Source organism: Rathayibacter oskolensis (assembly GCF_900177245.1).
Taxonomy (GTDB): Bacteria; Actinomycetota; Actinomycetes; order Actinomycetales; family Microbacteriaceae; genus Rathayibacter; species Rathayibacter oskolensis.
On the sequence record NZ_FXBM01000001.1, the window covers coordinates 1,059,868 to 1,074,615 of the forward strand.

Below are 14,748 nucleotides of genomic sequence, written 5' to 3' on the forward strand. Positions count from 1 at the left end.
ATGGCCGGCACCCTGAAGGTCAGCGTCGTCTCCGCCAACGCGGAGGTCTGGGCGGGCGAGGCGAGGCAGCTCACGGCTCGCACCGTCGAGGGCGAGATCGGGATCCTCCCGGGTCACGAGCCGCTGCTCGCGATCCTCGCCTCGGGTGAGGTCCGGGTGACGTCGGTGGACGGCACGCGCATCACCGCGCAGGCCGAGGACGGATTCCTCTCAGTCGAGAACGACGTCGTCACGGTCGTCGCCCGCGAGGCGGCGCTCGCCTGAGTCACCGCCGCTCAGCGGCATCCGGAGGGGCCGGGCGATCACCACGATCGTCCGGCCCCTTCGTCGTCCCCATCCCGTACGACCATGCGAGGAGATCCGTGCACGTCCTGCTGCCGCCGTCCGAGACGAAACGCGACGGCGGTTCGTCGACCTTCCACCTGGCGTCGCTCGCGTTCCCGGAACTGACCGAGCGCCGCCTCCTCCTCCGGGACGCGCTCGTCGAGCTGGCCGGCGACACGGACGCCTCTGCACGCGCCCTGAAGCTCGGTCCGCGGCAGCTGCCGGAGGTCGACCGCAACGCCGCACTCCTCACGGCGCCCGCGATGGCGGCGGTCGACCGCTTCGACGGGGTGCTGTTCGACGCGCTCGACGCTGCCACCCTCGACCCGAGCGCCCGGGACGTGCTCGGACGGACGGTGATCATCCAGTCCGCGCTCTGGGGACCGGTCCGTGCGCTCGACGGGATCCCCGCCTACCGGTTGTCGCACGACTCGCGAGTGCCGGGATTCCCCCTGAAGCGCTGGTGGTCTGCTGACGCGTCTGCCGTCATCTCAGCGCTCCCGGGTCTGGTGCTGGATCTGCGGAGCGAGGCCTACGCGGCTCTCGCCCCGCTCGCACCGGGCGAGGGGAGGCACTTCGTCCGCGTCCGGTCGAGAGACTCCGCAGGTCGGCTGCGGAACCTGAACCACTTCAACAAGCAGGGCAAAGGACACTTCGTCCGCGCGCTCGTCGAGGACGGCTTCGCGGGCGATTCGCTCGAGGGTGTCTCCGAGTGGGCGGCAACGCGCGGCTTCGAGCTGTCTCGGAATGCCGAGACCGCGGAACTCGATCTGGTCGTGCAGGAGAGCTGACGGCTCTCACCGTGCGGAGGCGGCGCGGAAGCACCCCGTCAGGTGGTCGTCGACGAGGCCTGCGGACTGCATGAGGGCGTACATCGTCGTGGGCCCGACGAAGCGGAACCTCCGTGATCGCAGTGCCTTCGACAGCTCGCGGGATGACGGAGTGGAGGTCGGGATGTCGCCTTGTCGCACGATCCGCTCTGTCACCGGGGAGTCGCGGAACGACCACACGAGACGATCGAGCGCGCCGTCGCCCTCCTCCGCGAGCAGGACGAGGGCGGCCCGTGCATTGCCGATGGTGGCCAGGATCTTGGCCCGGTTCCGGATGATGCCGGCATCGTCCATCAGCCGGTCGTCGTCCTCCTCGTCCATCCGCGAGACGATCTCGAGGTCGAAGCCGTGGAAGACCTCGCGGAAGCGCGGGCGCTTGCGCAGGATCGTGATCCACGACAGTCCGGCCTGGAACCCCTCGAGACAGATCTTCTCGAAGAGCTCGCGATCGCCGTGGAGGGGGATGCCCCACTCCTCGTCGTGGTAGCGCCGGTACTCGGGGTCGTCACCGCTCCACGCGCACCTGGTCCGGCCGTCCTCTCCGAGAACGAGGCCCTCTGCGGGACTCATCGATGCGCGATCCCCTCGTGATCGAGCAGCCAGGCCTTGGTAGCGATGCCCTCGCCGGCACTGAAGCCCGTGATGCGTCCGTCGCCCGCCAGGACGCGGTGGCAGCCGACGATGATCGGGATGGGGTTCGCACCCACCGCACCGCCGATCGGTCGGCCCGACCGGAGTCTCCCCGTCGCAGCGCCCAGTGCGCCGTAGGACGTGATCTCGCCCCAGCCGACCCGCTGGAGCTCCTCCCAGATCTCGAGCTGGAACGCGGTGCCCCGGAGAACGAGCGGGAGGTCGAAGCGGCGTCGGGCGCCGTCGAAGTACTCGCCGAGTTGCGCGACTGCCGCCTCGAGGACGGGGAGGTCTGCGTCAGGCAGATGATCGTGGGGGAGCACGCCCTCCTTCTCGATGTCGAGGGAGACGATCGACTCGCCGTCGCTGCCGATCTGGATGCGTCCGAGCGGGCTCGTCGTCCGGCGGACGTGGAGGGGAATCGTTCTCATGCCACGAGGGTATCCGCGGCGAGAGGGTGTCCCTGGCGGGAATCGGACACCGGTGCAGAACGCCGGTGAACGCCTCCCTGGGGAGGGATCAGCTGTTGAGGACGGCGACGGCGGCGTTGAGTGTCGTCGCGAAGAGCACCCAGGCGAGGTAGGGGACGAGCAGCGCCGCGGCGGGCTTGGAGTGCCGGGAGAAAGCGAGCAGCGTGAGGATGACCAGGATGTCGAGGGCCACGATGATCGCCAGCGCGATCCAGAGAGCCGGCGCCCCGATGAAGGGATAGGCGCCGAAGAAGACCGGCGTCCAGAGGCAGTTCAGCACCAGCTGCGCGACGTACAGGGTCAGCGCACGGCGGGACCCCTGCTCGGTCCGGCGCCGCCAGACGAGCCACGCCGCGACGGACATCAGCGTGTAGAGCACGGTCCAGACCGGCCCGAAGAGGATGTTCGGCGGCGACCAGGGCGCCTTCGCGGCGGTCGCGTACCAGCCGTCCACGTTCTGGAGGGTGGACAGGGTCCCGAACGCGGCGACGGCGAAGGAGATCGCCAGGAACGCGACGAGGACGAGGGTGGAGGCGACTCCGCTCGAAGGTCCGGCGCCCGTCGAACTCCGGCGAGTCTCGCCGGTGCCTCTTCCGGAATCGAGCTGCGCGCCCCGTCGGCTCATCGGATCTCCCCTCGTCGTCCTCCGAGGGTAGAGCCGTTCTGCGCACACGTCCCAGCACTTGCTCCAGCCGAGGAGATCGCGTAGCCGCCTCCACAGGCGGGACCCGCGCGAGCTCTCTCCAGCGGGCGTCGTCACCGGGCACTGTCGACGGCCGGCCGCGCCACGATCTCCGCATGACCCTCACAGCACTCGAGACGAGCCCTTCCTCCGACCATGTCCTCCGCTCCGTCCCCCTCCTCGTCGGCCACGAGCCTCGGGAGAGCCTCGTGCTGGTCCCGATGCGGGGCGGTCGAGCGACCGGTGCCCTCCGGTTCGATCTGCCCGACCACGACCCCGAGCCCTGCGTACGGGCCTACATCGGGGCGCTCGGACGGTTCGGACGCGCCGAGGCCGCGCTCGCGGTGATCTACAGCGACCGTTCCCCGCGCTCCTGGTCGAGCGAGCTCGAGGGCGCCCTGCTCGCTCGCGCGAGGCGGGTGGGCCTCCGCGGATTCGACGTGGTCGTGGTCGGTCCCGCCGAGCGGATGGTGGATCGAGCGCTCGGAGCGCGTCGGTCCTCCGATCCGGGACCGACCGGATCCGCGCGCTCCGAACGGACCGGCGGACTGCTCCCCGTCGTCCGCCGCGAGACCGCGCTCGCCATCGCGGCCCAGGTCGACGTGCTCCTCGACAGGCACCCGCGCGCCGACCTGGGTGCGCAGGTGCGATCGAGTGTCGACGCTCTCCTGCGGCGAGCAGCCTCCGGACGCGGCGGTCAGCACCGACCGGGTCAGCTCGCGGCCCTCATCGTCTGCGCGCAGAGGCCGGAGTGGATCGAGCACGCCAGGAGGCTCGTGGCGACGACGGCCCCATCGCCGTCGGACGATCTGCTCGAGCTCATCGCAGTCGCCGCGGCATCCTCGCCCGCGACCGAGCGCGTCCCGGTGCTGGTGCTCCTCGCAGGACTGAGGTGGTCGGCGGGTCTCAGGGAGGACGCCGTTCAGCTCGCCGCGTGGGCGACCAGGTCGGATCCGCACGATCTCGGCGCGAGGATGCTGGAGGCAGCCCTCCACGGCACCGCCGAACGCTCGGAGCCGACTCGTGCGGATCGTGCAGCCTAGGCCGTGGCTCGCCTCCGGGTCAGAGCCGCGACCAGGCCTCGGTCAGGACCCCGCGCAGGATCTGCTCGATCTCGTCGAACTCCTTCGGACCGATGGTCAGCGGGGGCGCCAACTGGACGACGGGGTCGCCCCGGTCGTCCGCTCGGCAGTACAGACCTGCGTCGAAGAGCGCCTTCGAGAGGAACCCCCGCAGGAGTCGCTCGGACTCGTCGTCGTCGAAGGTCTCCTTCGTGGTCTTGTCCTTGACGAGCTCGATCCCGAAGAAGTATCCGGCACCCCTGACGTCTCCCACGATCGGCAGATCGAGGAGCTTCTCGAGCGTGGCCCTGAAGACGGGGGAGTTCTCGCGGACGCGCTCGTTGAGCTTCTCCTCCTCGAAGATGTCGAGGTTCTCGAGAGCGACAGCAGCAGAGACCGGATGCCCGCCGAAGGTGTAGCCGTGCGGGAAGGACACCTGACCGTGCCGGAACGGCTCGTAGATCCGGTCGCTCACGATCGTCGCCCCGATGGGGGAGTAGCCGCTCGTCATCCCCTTCGCGCAGGTGATCATGTCGGGGACGTAGCCGTACTCGTCGCACGCGAACATGTGGCCGATGCGTCCGAAGGCGCAGATCACCTCGTCCGAGACGAGCAGCACGTCGTGGCGGTCGCAGATCTCGCGCACGCGCTGGAAGTACCCGGGAGGAGGCGGGAAGCAGCCACCCGAGTTCTGGACCGGCTCGAGGAACACGGCGGCGACCGTCTCGGGGCCCTCGAACTCGATCATCTCCTCGATGCGGTCCGCCGCCCAGACGCCGAACGCCTCGAGGTCGTCGCCGTGCTCGGGCGCGCGGTAGAAGTTGGTGTTGGGGACCCGGAAGCCGCCGGGCACGATCGGCTCGAACATCGCCTTCATCCCGGGGATGCCCGTGATCGCCAGCGCTCCCTGCGGAGTGCCGTGATAGGCGATGGAGCGCGAGATCACCTTGTGCTTGCCGGGCTTCCCCTGCAGCTTCCAGAAGTGCTTCGCGAGCTTGAAGGCGGTCTCGACCGCCTCGCCTCCACCCGTCGAGAAGAAGACGCGGTTGAGGTCGCCCGGAGCGTGATCGGCCAGTCGGTCGGCGAGCTCGATGGCCGACGGGGTCGCGTAGGACCAGAGTGGGAAGAACGAGAGCTCGGAGGCCTGCTTCGCGGCGGCCTCGGCGAGGCGCCTCCGGCCGTGCCCGGCGTTCACCACGAAGAGTCCCGAGAGCCCGTCGAAGTACTTGCGTCCCGTGCTGTCCCAGATGTGGTGGCCCTCTCCCCGGGTGATGATCGGGACTCCGGCGCCGGAGTCCATCACCGACTGGCGGGTGAAGTGCATCCACAGGTGGTCCTTGGCCTTCTTCTGCAGATCGGCGTCATCGACTCCGGCCGTCGAGTCGGTGCCGAGCACCGTCTCGCCGACCTCGAGGCCGGCCGTTGAAAATGCTGTATCGGTCATCGGTTACCGCGTTCCCCAGTTGTAGAACTGCTTGTGAAGTTTGAGATAGACGAAGGTCTCGGTCGAGAGCACGCCCGGGAGCGAGCGGATCTCCTGGTTGAGGAGCGCGATGAGGTCGTCGTCGTTCTCGCAGACGACCTCCGCGAGGATGTCGAAGGTGCCGGCGGTCAGGACCACGTAGTCCACCGCGGGGATCGCCGCGAGTCGGTCGGCGACGTCGCGCGTGTCACCGGTGACCCTGACTCCGATCATCGCCTGGCGGTAGAAGCCGAGCTGCATCGGGTCGGTGACGGCGACGATCTGCATCACCCCCGACTCCGTGAGCTTCTGGACCCGCTGTCGCACAGCCGCCTCGCTCAGACCGACGGCCTTGCCGATCTCGGCGTACGAGCGCCGCCCGTCGGCCTGCAGCTGCTCGATGATCGCCTTCGACACGTCGTCGAGCTGGATCGGGCGCTGGGTGGGAGGGCGGGAAGGGCTCATGCGACGATTCTGACAGTCGGGGAGGGGCCCAGCAAGTGAATCCGCATGCCACGGGGGTGGGTGGAGGCGGAATCCGCAGTCCGGTGGAGCAGACGCCGCGCGTCGGGCGACGTGGAACCGCCGGTCGTCGCCCCCGGTCCCGGCCTTTCGCCGCCGAAGCCCCTCCAGCCGCTACCATCGGAAGGTTCTTCCGGCCCGCCGGCGCGGAGTGGAGCAGGAGCGAGGAGCGCGATGACGCAGATCGGCAGGAGCCGCGCGTCCGTCACCGTCCCCGTCTCCGCGTGGACCTCCGACACTCCGTCGGCCGAGGTGACGATCGGCTGGGCTGCACGAACGCACACGGGGCTCGTCAGGAGCGCGAACGAGGACAGCTACCTCGCCAAGACGCCGCTCTTCGCAGTCGCGGACGGCATGGGCGGCCACGCGGCCGGTGAGGTCGCGAGCGAGGCCGTCGTCTCGAGGCTGTCCCGCGCCGCGACCGGGGCGACCGTCGGTGCCGAGGAGATCGATCGAGCACTGCGCGACGCCGTCGACGACATCGCCCGCCACTCGGGCGAAGCCGACGGCGGCACCGGCACGACGGTCACCGGGGCCGCACTCACCACGGTCGGCGGAGAGCCCTACTGGTCGGTCTTCAACATCGGCGACTCGCGGGTCTACCTCTGGATCAGGGGTTCTCTCGTCCAGCTGACCGTCGACCACTCGATCGTCCAGGAGCTGGTCGATGCCGGGCTGATCACCCGGGACGAGGCCGATGTGCACCCGCACAGCAACGTCATCACCCGTGCGGTGGGCTTCCACGAGGCGCCCGTGCCCGACTACCGGCTCGTGCCGGTGATCGCGCCGTCGCGGCTGCTCATCTGCTCCGACGGTCTCACGAAGGAGCTCACCGACGCCGGGCTCGAGCACGCCCTCGCCTCGGCGGGAAGCGCGCAGGACGCCGTCGACGCCCTCGTCGACGCGGCACTCGAGAACGGCGGGCGCGACAACATCACGGTCATCGTGGTGGACGTGCTCTCGGTGACGGGCGACCCGGGCTGATCCCTCTGATCCGGGAGGGGCCCGGCGGGCCCTGGGTACGATGGAGGACGGAAGGGCGTTCTCGGTGATCTGCAGCACGTGTGGCTCCACTCTCGCCTCCGGGGCGATCCTCTGCGGCGAGTGCGGTTCCTCGGTGGCGTCCCACGCGACTCCCGGCGCATCCCGTCCCGCGACCGTCGGCGACACGACGGTCCTCGATCCCTCCCGGCGCGCCTGGCTCCCCGGCCTCGCCCCCGGGCGTCACCGCCGCCCCGCTCCTGGCGCGCCGATGGCCCCACCTGCGCAGGGCCTCGTCCGTCTCAGCTTCGCCTCCGGGCAGCACGCCATCGTGACGGGCAACGGTCTCATCGGCAGGCAGCCGCTGCCCGACCCGGGCGAGACCTTCCGGCACATCCTCGCGATCCTCGACGCCTCGAGGTCGCTCTCGAAGACGCATCTCGAGTTCGGGTTCGACGAGGGCGGCCTCTGGGTCCGCGACCGGTGGTCGGCGAACGGATCGGTCCTGGTCGCCCCGACCCAGGCTCCCCTCCCGCTCGAGGCCGGACGGCGCTACCGCGCGAAGATCGGGAGCCGGCTCCTGCTCTCGAGCGTCGAGATGGCGGTCGAGCGGGTGGACGGCTCCTCCACAGGCTCCCGCCGTCCACCGATCACCCGCTGAGACCCCACGGGGCGGCCGGGTCGGCTGAGGTGGACGCATGACGTTCCCGGCCACCGCCTCACCGCTGCGCGAACCGGTGCCGCCGGCCGTGGCACCCCGCTCCTCGTTCCCCTGGATCGCCGCCCTCGCGCCCGTGCTCTCGGCGGTCGTCCTCTATGCGCTCACGTCCTCGCCCTACACGCTCGCGCTCGCGGCCCTCGGGCCCGTCGTCGCCGTCGCGTCGTACCTCGACGCTGCCCGGGTGCGGCGTCGCTCGGCTCGGCTCGACGCCGAGCGACACGAGCTTCTGCTGGCCGACCACGAGGCGTCACTCGTCGAGGCGAGACGCCGGGAGCTGATCGCGCTGAGTCTCGCCACGCCCGATCCGCTCGCCGTCCTCGAGAGGACGCTCCCTGCCGACGCCCGCTGGCGGCGCGATCCGGCCGGGCTCCGGCTGATGATCGGCCGGGGGTGGCGCGAGTCCGTTCGGAGCGGGCCGCTCGCGGGGGCGATCCTCGCGGACGCGCCGCTGGAGGTTGCTCTGACGGCCGGTATCGGAGTGGTCGGACCGCGGGTGCTCACGAGAGCCTTCGTGCGCGGGCTGCTCGTGCAGTGCGCGGAACTCGTCCCCTCGGACGCGCTCGCCCTCGAGTTACCGCCCGGTCCGGCCTGGGACTGCCTCCGCCCGCTCCCGCATGCGAACCGCGCCTCGGCGCCGTTCCGTCTGCGGATCCTCGAGCAGAGCAGCGGCGCCCGGGATCGGGCGGGCGGGAGCGATCCGGTCGTCGTCCTCGCGGACGGACCCGACGACCTCCCGTCCGGCTGCAGATGCGTGGTGATCCTGGGCGGCGCCGAGGGCGATCGGGTGATCGGCAGGGCGCAGAGCGGCGTCGAGGAGGAGCTGAGCGTCGACTACGTCTCGGTGCAGCAGGCTCGCGGGTACGCCGTCGCTCTCGCCGAGGCGCTCGGCGAGGGTGCGGGGGAGGCGCTCCCCGACACGGTGCGGCTCGCTGACCTGGGGTCGCTCCGGCGCGGCGGGCACGAGGTCGGACTGCCCGCGACGCTCGGTCGCACGACCAGCGGTCCGCTCGAGATCGACCTCGTCCGGGACGGTCCGCACGCCATCATCGGCGGCACCACGGGCAGCGGGAAGAGCGAGCTGCTCATCGCGTGGATCCTCGCGCTGGCCGCGAGACACGGTCCGTCCTCGGTGACCTTCCTCCTTGCCGACTTCAAGGGCGGGGCGGGCTTCTCGGCGCTGGCCCACCTCCCTCATGTGACCGGAGTGATCACGGATCTCGATCCGACAGGCGCCGCGAGGGCGTTCGCCAGCATCGCGGCCGAGCTCCGGCGCCGCGAGGTCGTCCTCGCGGAGCACGGCGTGCCCGACATCGCCCGCCTCGAGCCGGGGGTGCTCGCCCGTCTCGTCCTCGTCGTGGACGAGTGCGCATTCGTGCTCGAGCGGGCCCCGGAGCTGCATCGAACCTTCGCCGACATCGCCGCTCGCGGGCGATCCCTCGGGATCCACCTCGTCCTCTGCACGCAGCGACCGGTCGGGGTCGTGCGCGACGCCGTCGCCGCCAACTGCGGGCTCCGCATCGCCCTGCGGGTCTACGACCCGGCCGACTCGAGAGCCCTGATCGGATCCGACGCCGCAGCACGGATCCCGCACGGCGCCCCGGGTCGGTGCATCGTGGCGGTCGGAGGTCGCGAGCAGCTCGCTCAGTCGGCGATCGCGCAGGACGGCGACCTCGAGGCGGCCGTCCGCCCGGAGGACACTGCCGTGGCCGTTCATCGCCCCTGGCTCGATCCGCTGCCGTCGGTCCTCACGCGGCCCGGATCGAGCGGGTCGATCCTGCTCGGTCGCGTCGACCGGCCTGACGAGCAGGAGCAGTGCGCCGTCGCGTTCGAGGGGCGGTCGCTGCTCGTCCTGGGGGCGGCGGGCTCCGGACGGACCGGCGTCTTGCGGACGATCGCGGAGCAGTCCGATCGTGCGCGCATCGTCGGGGCGGACGACGCCGAGGCGGCATGGGACGCGGTGATCGAGCCCGCGGCGGCACGGGGGATCCTCCTCGTCGATGATCTCGACCTGCTGCTGCGTCGGTGCTCCGATGACGAGCGCCGGCGGCTGCTGGACGCCCTGCTGACCGAGGTCCGCTCGGGGGTCCGTCGACTGGTGCTGACTGCGCGCCGCCCGACGGACGGACTCGCAGCGCTGCGCGACGCCGTCGACGACGTGCTCCTCCTGCGCGCCGCGAGTCGGCAGGAGCACCAGCTGCTCGCGGTCGCGGGAGAGCCCTACGTGGCGGCATTGCCGCCCGGCGGCGGCTGGTGGCGCGGTGAACGGCTCCAGGTCTTCCTGCCGGGCGATGAAGCGAACGTCGACGGTCCGACGGCCGTTCGGCAGGTCCCCCTAGGTGCAGCTCCCGTCGCCGTCCTCACGAATCGCAGCGCGGCGGTGCGCGCGCGCCTGGCCGCGGTCGGCGTCGCCTCGATGAGCGTCGAGGCCGCCCTCACGGCGGATCCCCTCGCAGAGGGCACGGCCGTGCTCGGCTCGGTCCTCGAGTGGTCGTCGGCCCGAGCTCTGCTGCTCGGGATGCGCCGAGCGGCTCCGGTCGTGGTCGACGTGGCACCTGGCGAGGCGCGGGTCCTGCTCGGCCCGCTCGGCCCCGCACCGCTCTCCTCAGGAGACCGCGTCCTGCTCGAGCGGGACGGCATCCTCCACCGAGCCCGATGGCCCTCATCCGAGGACCTCGGACGGGAGGAATCCGCGGTCTGAGGGCGCCCGGAAGACGGATTTCGTGACGATCGTGTTTCCAGATGCGCGATCTCGTCAGTCCGGCGTCGACACGGGATGGGCGCTGTGCCAGTATTTCCTCACGTTCACGCCGGTGGGCCCGAGCACCGACGCAGACAGGAGTCGCAGCATGAGCCGTCCCCTCCCGCGGGATCCCGTCCTCCGCGAGGCCATCGCCGTCGCCCGGTCGCGCGAGCGCGAGCGCCGAGCGGTCCTGTCGCGGCGCGCGGTGCTCGGCGGGATCGGCCTCGGGGCGGGAGCGCTGGCGCTCGCCGCGTGCGCCCCGGTGAGCCGGCCCGCTCCCACCGCAGCTGCAGACGGCTCGGCGTCCGACCCGCGGCTCGTGTGGGACAACTGGCCCGCCTACCTCGACGAGGACGACGACGGCGCCTACCCCACGCTTCTCGCCTTCGAGGAGCAGAGCGGGATCTCGGTGACCTACAACGTCGCCGTCGACGACAACAACTCCTACTACGGCAAGGTGAAGGACCAGCTCGCGCTCGGCCAGTACATCGGAGCCGACACGGTCTGCCTGACCGAGTGGATGGTCTCGCGGCTGGCGCGTCGCGGCTTCATCCAGGAGCTCGACCACGCGAACATCCCGAACATCGCCAATCTCGCGCCCTCCCTCGCGAACCCCGACTTCGACCCCGGTCGCCACCTCTCGCTGCCCTGGCAGGCGGGGTTCGCCGGCATCTGCTGGAACAAGGAGAAGCTGCCGGACGGTCTCGAGAGCATCGACGACCTGTGGGACCCGGCGCTGCGCGGGCGCGTCGGGGTCCTCAGCGAGATGCGCGACACGATCGGCCTGATCATGCTGGCGCAGGGGACCGACATCGCGGGCACCTGGGGCGACGGCGAGTTCATGAACGCGATCGACGTCTTCCGGGAGCAGGTCGACGAGGGGCAGATCCGCAACATCAAGGGCAATGCCTACCTGAACGACCTGCAGAACGAGGACACCCTCGCGGCGATCTGCTGGTCGGGCGACATCACGCTCATCAACGCCGAGGCCGGCGACAAGTGGGAGTTCGCGCTCCCCGACTCCGGCGGGACCCTCTGGAACGACACGTTCGTCGTGCCGATGGGCTCGCAGCGGAAGGCCAACGCCGAAGCCCTCATGAACTACTACTACGAGCCGGAGGTCGCCGCGGAAGTGGCCGCCTGGGTCAACTACATCACCCCCGTCGACGGAGCGAAGGAAGCCATGGAGAGCATCGACCCGGACCTGGCCGAGAACCAGCTGATCTTCCCCGACGAGGAGACGCTCTCGCAGGCGCACGTCTTCCGCACGCTCACCGCGTCCGAGGAGAAGGACTACCAGGCCGAGTTCCAGAAAGTGCTGCTGGGCATCTGATGGCGACCGGAACCTTCGCCGAGAGCGGCGCCGACCTCCAGCTGGTCGGGATCAGCAAGCAGTACCCGGGCTTCACGGCCATCGACTCGCTCGATCTCACGATCCCCGCCGGATCCTTCTTCGCGCTCCTCGGGCCCTCGGGCTGCGGCAAGACCACGACGCTCCGCCTCGTCGCGGGGCTCGAGGAGCCCTCGGCCGGGCGCATCCTCATCGGAGGCGAGGACGTCACCGCGACGAAGACCTTCCAGCGCCCTGTGAACACGGTCTTCCAGTCCTACGCCCTCTTCCCGCACATGTCCGTCCTCGAGAACGTCGCCTTCGGCCTCAAGCGCCGCAAGATCGACGACCCCGTCGGCAAGGCGCACGAGGCCCTCCGCCTCGTCGAGCTCGACCATCTGGCCCAGCGGCGGCCCGCCCAGCTCTCGGGCGGCCAGCAGCAGCGGGTCGCCCTCGCGCGGGCGATCGTCAACCGCCCGGCCCTCCTGCTCCTCGACGAGCCGCTCGGAGCGCTCGACCTCAAGCTCCGTCGGCAGATGCAGGTCGAGCTGAAGTCGATCCAGGAGGAGGTCGGCCTCACCTTCCTGCACGTGACGCACGACCAGGAGGAGGCCATGACGATGGCCGACACCGTGGCTGTGATGAACAAGGGCCGCATCGAGCAGATGGGCGCTCCGGAGGAGCTCTACGAGCTCCCGCGCACGGCCTTCGTCGCCAACTTCCTCGGGCAGTCGAACCTCTTCACGGGGGAGGTCGTCGGCTCGACCGATGCGGCGCTCACGGTCGAGGTCGGCGGCCAGCGGATCGTGATCCCGACGGCTCGGTCCGCGCGCGACTCCGGCGAGATGACCATCGGGGTGCGACCCGAGAAGCTGCTCCTGCTCACCGAAGCCCCGGTCGACGCCCCCGACCGCAACGTCCTCGGACCGGGTCGCGTCATCGACGTCTCGTTCAGCGGAGTGAGCACCCAGTACACGATCGAGATCCCGAGCCTGGGCCCGGTCGTGGTCTTCGCGCAGAACATGGTCTTCGGGCCCGTCGTCGGCGAGGGCGCCGAGGTGTGGGTCAGCTGGAGCATCGAGCACGGCTTCGGACTCGCGGACGAGCCGGGCACGGTGCCGCGCTTCGATCCCGACGACTCCACCCGTGCGATCGCCTTGCAGAAGCGGGGACTCCTCGCTGGACGGGCCGGGGGGTCGTAGGCATGGCCTTCGCCGCCTTCGCCTCGAGCACGGCAGACCCGCTCGAGCCGCCGGTCACCAAGAAGTCGACCATCGCGCTGGTGCTGCTGCTGCCGGGCATCGCCTACATGCTCCTGTTCTTCCTGGCTCCGCTGGTGTCGCTCGTCCTGACCTCGCTGCAGGTCGAGATCCCGGACGGGGACATCGGCGAGTACGCGCCCGGCTTCGCCTGGCAGAACTATCTCGTCGTGATGGCCGACTACTGGCCGCACGCTCTGCGCTCGTTCGGGTACGCGCTCATCGCCACCGTCCTCGCGCTCGTGATCAGCTACCCGCTCGCCTACTTCATCGGCGTGAAGGCGCGCCCGTGGCCGCTGCTCCAGAACCTGCTGCTCACCCTGGTCATCGCGCCGTTCTTCATCAGCTTCCTGCTGCGCACGCTCGCGTGGAAGCAGATCCTCGCCGACGAGAGCCCGCTCGTGCAGGCCCTCAAGACCGTGGCGATCCTCCCGGCCGACGGCCACCTCACGGGGACGCCCTTCGCGGTGATCTTCGGCATCACCTACAACTTCATCCCGTTCATGACGCTGCCGCTCTACACGACGCTCGAGCGGCTCGACACGCGGTTCCTCGAGGCGGGGTCGGACCTCTACGCCCATCCGGCGTCGGTGTTCTGGAAGGTGACGGTGCCGCTCTCGATGCCCGGCATCGTGTCAGGCACGCTGCTGACCTTCATCCCCGCCGCGGGCGACTACATCAACGCCAGCCGGGACTTCCTCGGATCGTCGCAGACCTCGATGGTGGGCAACGCGATCGAGGCGAACTTCCTCACCCTCGAGAACTATCCGGCGGCCGCCGCGCTCTCGATCGTCCTGATGGCCGTCATCCTCGTCATCGTCGGCTTCTACGTGAAGCGCAGTGGAACGGAGGACCTGCTGTGACCGCCACGACCGACCGGCCCGTCGCGAGTGCTCAGGAGGCGCTCGGCGCCCCGGCACCTGCGCCCGTCACCGGGCCGCGCCGCTTCACGGGCCTCGGCCTCGGGATCTACACGGCGCTCGCGCTGATCTTCCTGCTCATCCCGATCGGGTACACCTTCGTCTTCTCGTTCAACGACTCCGTGAAGAGCAACCTCGCCTGGCGCGGCTTCACCCTCGAGAAGTGGGTCTCGGCGTGGACCAGCGAAGAGGTGATGACCGCCTTCGGCAACAGCCTCCTCGTCGGAGCCGTCGCGACGGTGCTGGCGACCGTGCTCGGCACGATGATCGCCCTCGCCCTCGTGCGGTACCGGTTCCGGTTCCGCTCCGCGATCAGCCTGCTGCTGTTCCTCCCGATGGCTACTCCGGAGGTGGTGCTCGGCGCCGGGCTCGCCGCCCAGTTCCTGACGGTCGGAGCCGAGAAGGGTCTGGTGACGATCATCCTGGCCCACACGATGTTCTGCATCAGCTTCGTCGTCGTGACGGTGAAGGCCCGCGTCGCGGGTCTCGATCCGCGACTGGAGGAGGCGGGGCGCGACCTGTACGCGTCGCCCGGACAGGTCTTCTGGCGAATCACCTTCCCGCTCCTGCTGCCGGGCATCCTGGCGGCCGCCCTGCTCTCGTTCGCGCTGAGCTTCGACGACTTCATCATCACGAACTTCAACTCGGGCTCGGTGACCACCTTCCCGAAGTACATCTACATCGCGGCCGCACGCGGGATCCCCGCGGAGGCCAACGTGATCGCCTCCGCAGTGTTCCTCCTGGCGATCCTGATCGTCGTGATCACCCAGGTGTCGTCGGCGGCTCGAGCGAAGCGGATCGCCCGGACCCAGTGAG

15 protein-coding genes are annotated in these 14,748 nt (G+C 70.3%); 10 read left to right on the forward strand and 5 right to left on the reverse strand.

The features are described 5' to 3' along the window. Both B9Y99_RS05175 and B9Y99_RS05180 read left to right on the forward strand, forming a co-directional pair. Entirely contained in the window at nucleotides 1-264 is a 264-nt protein-coding gene (locus tag B9Y99_RS05175; RefSeq protein WP_085475475.1) for a F0F1 ATP synthase subunit epsilon, read from the forward strand. A 98-nt stretch (nucleotides 265-362) separates the two neighbouring features. After that, nucleotides 363-1,115 carry a YaaA family protein gene (locus B9Y99_RS05180; protein WP_085475476.1) on the forward strand — a complete coding sequence of 251 codons (753 nt, stop codon included), beginning with the start codon at nucleotides 363-365 and terminating at the stop codon, nucleotides 1,113-1,115. 6 nt (nucleotides 1,116-1,121) lie between these two features. Here B9Y99_RS05180 and B9Y99_RS05185 read toward each other — a convergent pair whose 3' ends face one another. From B9Y99_RS05185 to B9Y99_RS05195, 3 genes are all read right to left on the reverse strand, one after another. Continuing rightward, nucleotides 1,122-1,724 carry a DNA-3-methyladenine glycosylase I gene (locus B9Y99_RS05185; protein WP_085475477.1) on the reverse strand — a complete coding sequence of 201 codons (603 nt, stop codon included), beginning with the start codon at nucleotides 1,722-1,724 and terminating at the stop codon, nucleotides 1,122-1,124. Continuing rightward, nucleotides 1,721-2,215, reverse strand: coding sequence for a methylated-DNA--[protein]-cysteine S-methyltransferase (locus tag B9Y99_RS05190; RefSeq protein WP_085475478.1), 495 nt, complete (start codon nucleotides 2,213-2,215; stop codon nucleotides 1,721-1,723). Before B9Y99_RS05190 ends, B9Y99_RS05185 begins: the two co-directional genes overlap by 4 nt. Nucleotides 2,216-2,303: 88 nt before the next feature. Continuing rightward, entirely contained in the window at nucleotides 2,304-2,879 is a 576-nt protein-coding gene (locus tag B9Y99_RS05195; protein WP_085475479.1) for a TspO/MBR family protein, read from the reverse strand. 173 nt (nucleotides 2,880-3,052) lie between these two features. Here B9Y99_RS05195 and B9Y99_RS05200 point away from each other — a divergent pair, with 173 nt between their 5' ends. Continuing rightward, nucleotides 3,053-3,979, forward strand: coding sequence for a DUF4192 family protein (locus B9Y99_RS05200; protein ID WP_085475480.1), 927 nt, complete (start codon nucleotides 3,053-3,055; stop codon nucleotides 3,977-3,979). Between the two features lie 19 nt (nucleotides 3,980-3,998). Here B9Y99_RS05200 and B9Y99_RS05205 read toward each other — a convergent pair whose 3' ends face one another. Both B9Y99_RS05205 and B9Y99_RS05210 read right to left on the reverse strand, forming a co-directional pair. Beyond that, complete coding sequence (locus B9Y99_RS05205; protein WP_085475481.1) at nucleotides 3,999-5,441, reverse strand: aspartate aminotransferase family protein; 1,443 nt, start codon at nucleotides 5,439-5,441, stop codon at nucleotides 3,999-4,001. A 3-nt stretch (nucleotides 5,442-5,444) separates the two neighbouring features. Further along, on the reverse strand, nucleotides 5,445-5,924 hold the full coding sequence (locus B9Y99_RS05210; RefSeq protein ID WP_085475482.1) for an Lrp/AsnC family transcriptional regulator: 480 nt from the start codon (nucleotides 5,922-5,924) through the stop codon (nucleotides 5,445-5,447). A gap of 231 nt (nucleotides 5,925-6,155) precedes the next feature. Between B9Y99_RS05210 and B9Y99_RS05215 the strand changes: the two genes are divergently transcribed. From B9Y99_RS05215 to B9Y99_RS05245, 7 genes are all read left to right on the forward strand, one after another. Then, a complete protein-coding gene (locus B9Y99_RS05215; RefSeq protein ID WP_085475483.1) occupies nucleotides 6,156-6,965 on the forward strand; it encodes a PP2C family protein-serine/threonine phosphatase in 810 nt (269 codons plus the stop codon). Nucleotides 6,966-7,233: 268 nt separating this feature from the next. Further along, nucleotides 7,234-7,623: an FHA domain-containing protein gene (locus B9Y99_RS18430; RefSeq protein WP_129587903.1), complete on the forward strand. Its 390-nt coding sequence runs from the start codon at nucleotides 7,234-7,236 to the stop codon at nucleotides 7,621-7,623. A 37-nt stretch (nucleotides 7,624-7,660) separates the two neighbouring features. Continuing rightward, complete coding sequence (locus B9Y99_RS05225) at nucleotides 7,661-10,381, forward strand: FtsK/SpoIIIE domain-containing protein (RefSeq protein WP_085475485.1); 2,721 nt, start codon at nucleotides 7,661-7,663, stop codon at nucleotides 10,379-10,381. A 148-nt stretch (nucleotides 10,382-10,529) separates the two neighbouring features. Further along, nucleotides 10,530-11,756 carry an ABC transporter substrate-binding protein gene (locus B9Y99_RS05230; RefSeq protein ID WP_085475486.1) on the forward strand — a complete coding sequence of 409 codons (1,227 nt, stop codon included), beginning with the start codon at nucleotides 10,530-10,532 and terminating at the stop codon, nucleotides 11,754-11,756. After that, nucleotides 11,756-12,955, forward strand: coding sequence for an ABC transporter ATP-binding protein (locus tag B9Y99_RS05235; RefSeq protein WP_085475487.1), 1,200 nt, complete (start codon nucleotides 11,756-11,758; stop codon nucleotides 12,953-12,955). Before B9Y99_RS05230 ends, B9Y99_RS05235 begins: the two co-directional genes overlap by 1 nt. A gap of 2 nt (nucleotides 12,956-12,957) precedes the next feature. Then, nucleotides 12,958-13,875, forward strand: a complete 918-nt coding sequence (locus B9Y99_RS05240) for an ABC transporter permease (RefSeq protein ID WP_085475488.1) — start codon at nucleotides 12,958-12,960, stop codon at nucleotides 13,873-13,875. 104 nt (nucleotides 13,876-13,979) lie between these two features. Continuing rightward, nucleotides 13,980-14,747, forward strand: coding sequence for an ABC transporter permease (locus B9Y99_RS05245; protein ID WP_208856914.1), 768 nt, complete (start codon nucleotides 13,980-13,982; stop codon nucleotides 14,745-14,747). Nucleotide 14,748: the final 1 nt, after the last annotated feature.

Excerpts from the sequence above, each read along its gene's own strand:
- B9Y99_RS05175 (WP_085475475.1), top strand. The coding sequence starts at position 1 with ATGGCCGGCACCCTGAAGGTCAGCGTCGTCTCCGCCAACGCGGAGGTC.
- B9Y99_RS05185 (WP_085475477.1), bottom strand. The coding sequence starts at position 1,724 with ATGAGTCCCGCAGAGGGCCTCGTTCTCGGAGAGGACGGCCGGACCAGG.
- B9Y99_RS05190 (WP_085475478.1), bottom strand. The coding sequence starts at position 2,215 with ATGAGAACGATTCCCCTCCACGTCCGCCGGACGACGAGCCCGCTCGGA.
- B9Y99_RS05195 (WP_085475479.1), bottom strand. The coding sequence starts at position 2,879 with ATGAGCCGACGGGGCGCGCAGCTCGATTCCGGAAGAGGCACCGGCGAG.
- B9Y99_RS05200 (WP_085475480.1), top strand. The coding sequence starts at position 3,053 with ATGACCCTCACAGCACTCGAGACGAGCCCTTCCTCCGACCATGTCCTC.
- B9Y99_RS05205 (WP_085475481.1), bottom strand. The coding sequence starts at position 5,441 with ATGACCGATACAGCATTTTCAACGGCCGGCCTCGAGGTCGGCGAGACG.
- B9Y99_RS05210 (WP_085475482.1), bottom strand. The coding sequence starts at position 5,924 with ATGAGCCCTTCCCGCCCTCCCACCCAGCGCCCGATCCAGCTCGACGAC.
- B9Y99_RS05215 (WP_085475483.1), top strand. The coding sequence starts at position 6,156 with ATGACGCAGATCGGCAGGAGCCGCGCGTCCGTCACCGTCCCCGTCTCC.
- B9Y99_RS18430 (WP_129587903.1), top strand. The coding sequence starts at position 7,234 with ATGGCCCCACCTGCGCAGGGCCTCGTCCGTCTCAGCTTCGCCTCCGGG.
- B9Y99_RS05225 (WP_085475485.1), top strand. The coding sequence starts at position 7,661 with ATGACGTTCCCGGCCACCGCCTCACCGCTGCGCGAACCGGTGCCGCCG.
- B9Y99_RS05230 (WP_085475486.1), top strand. The coding sequence starts at position 10,530 with ATGAGCCGTCCCCTCCCGCGGGATCCCGTCCTCCGCGAGGCCATCGCC.
- B9Y99_RS05235 (WP_085475487.1), top strand. The coding sequence starts at position 11,756 with ATGGCGACCGGAACCTTCGCCGAGAGCGGCGCCGACCTCCAGCTGGTC.
- B9Y99_RS05240 (WP_085475488.1), top strand. The coding sequence starts at position 12,958 with ATGGCCTTCGCCGCCTTCGCCTCGAGCACGGCAGACCCGCTCGAGCCG.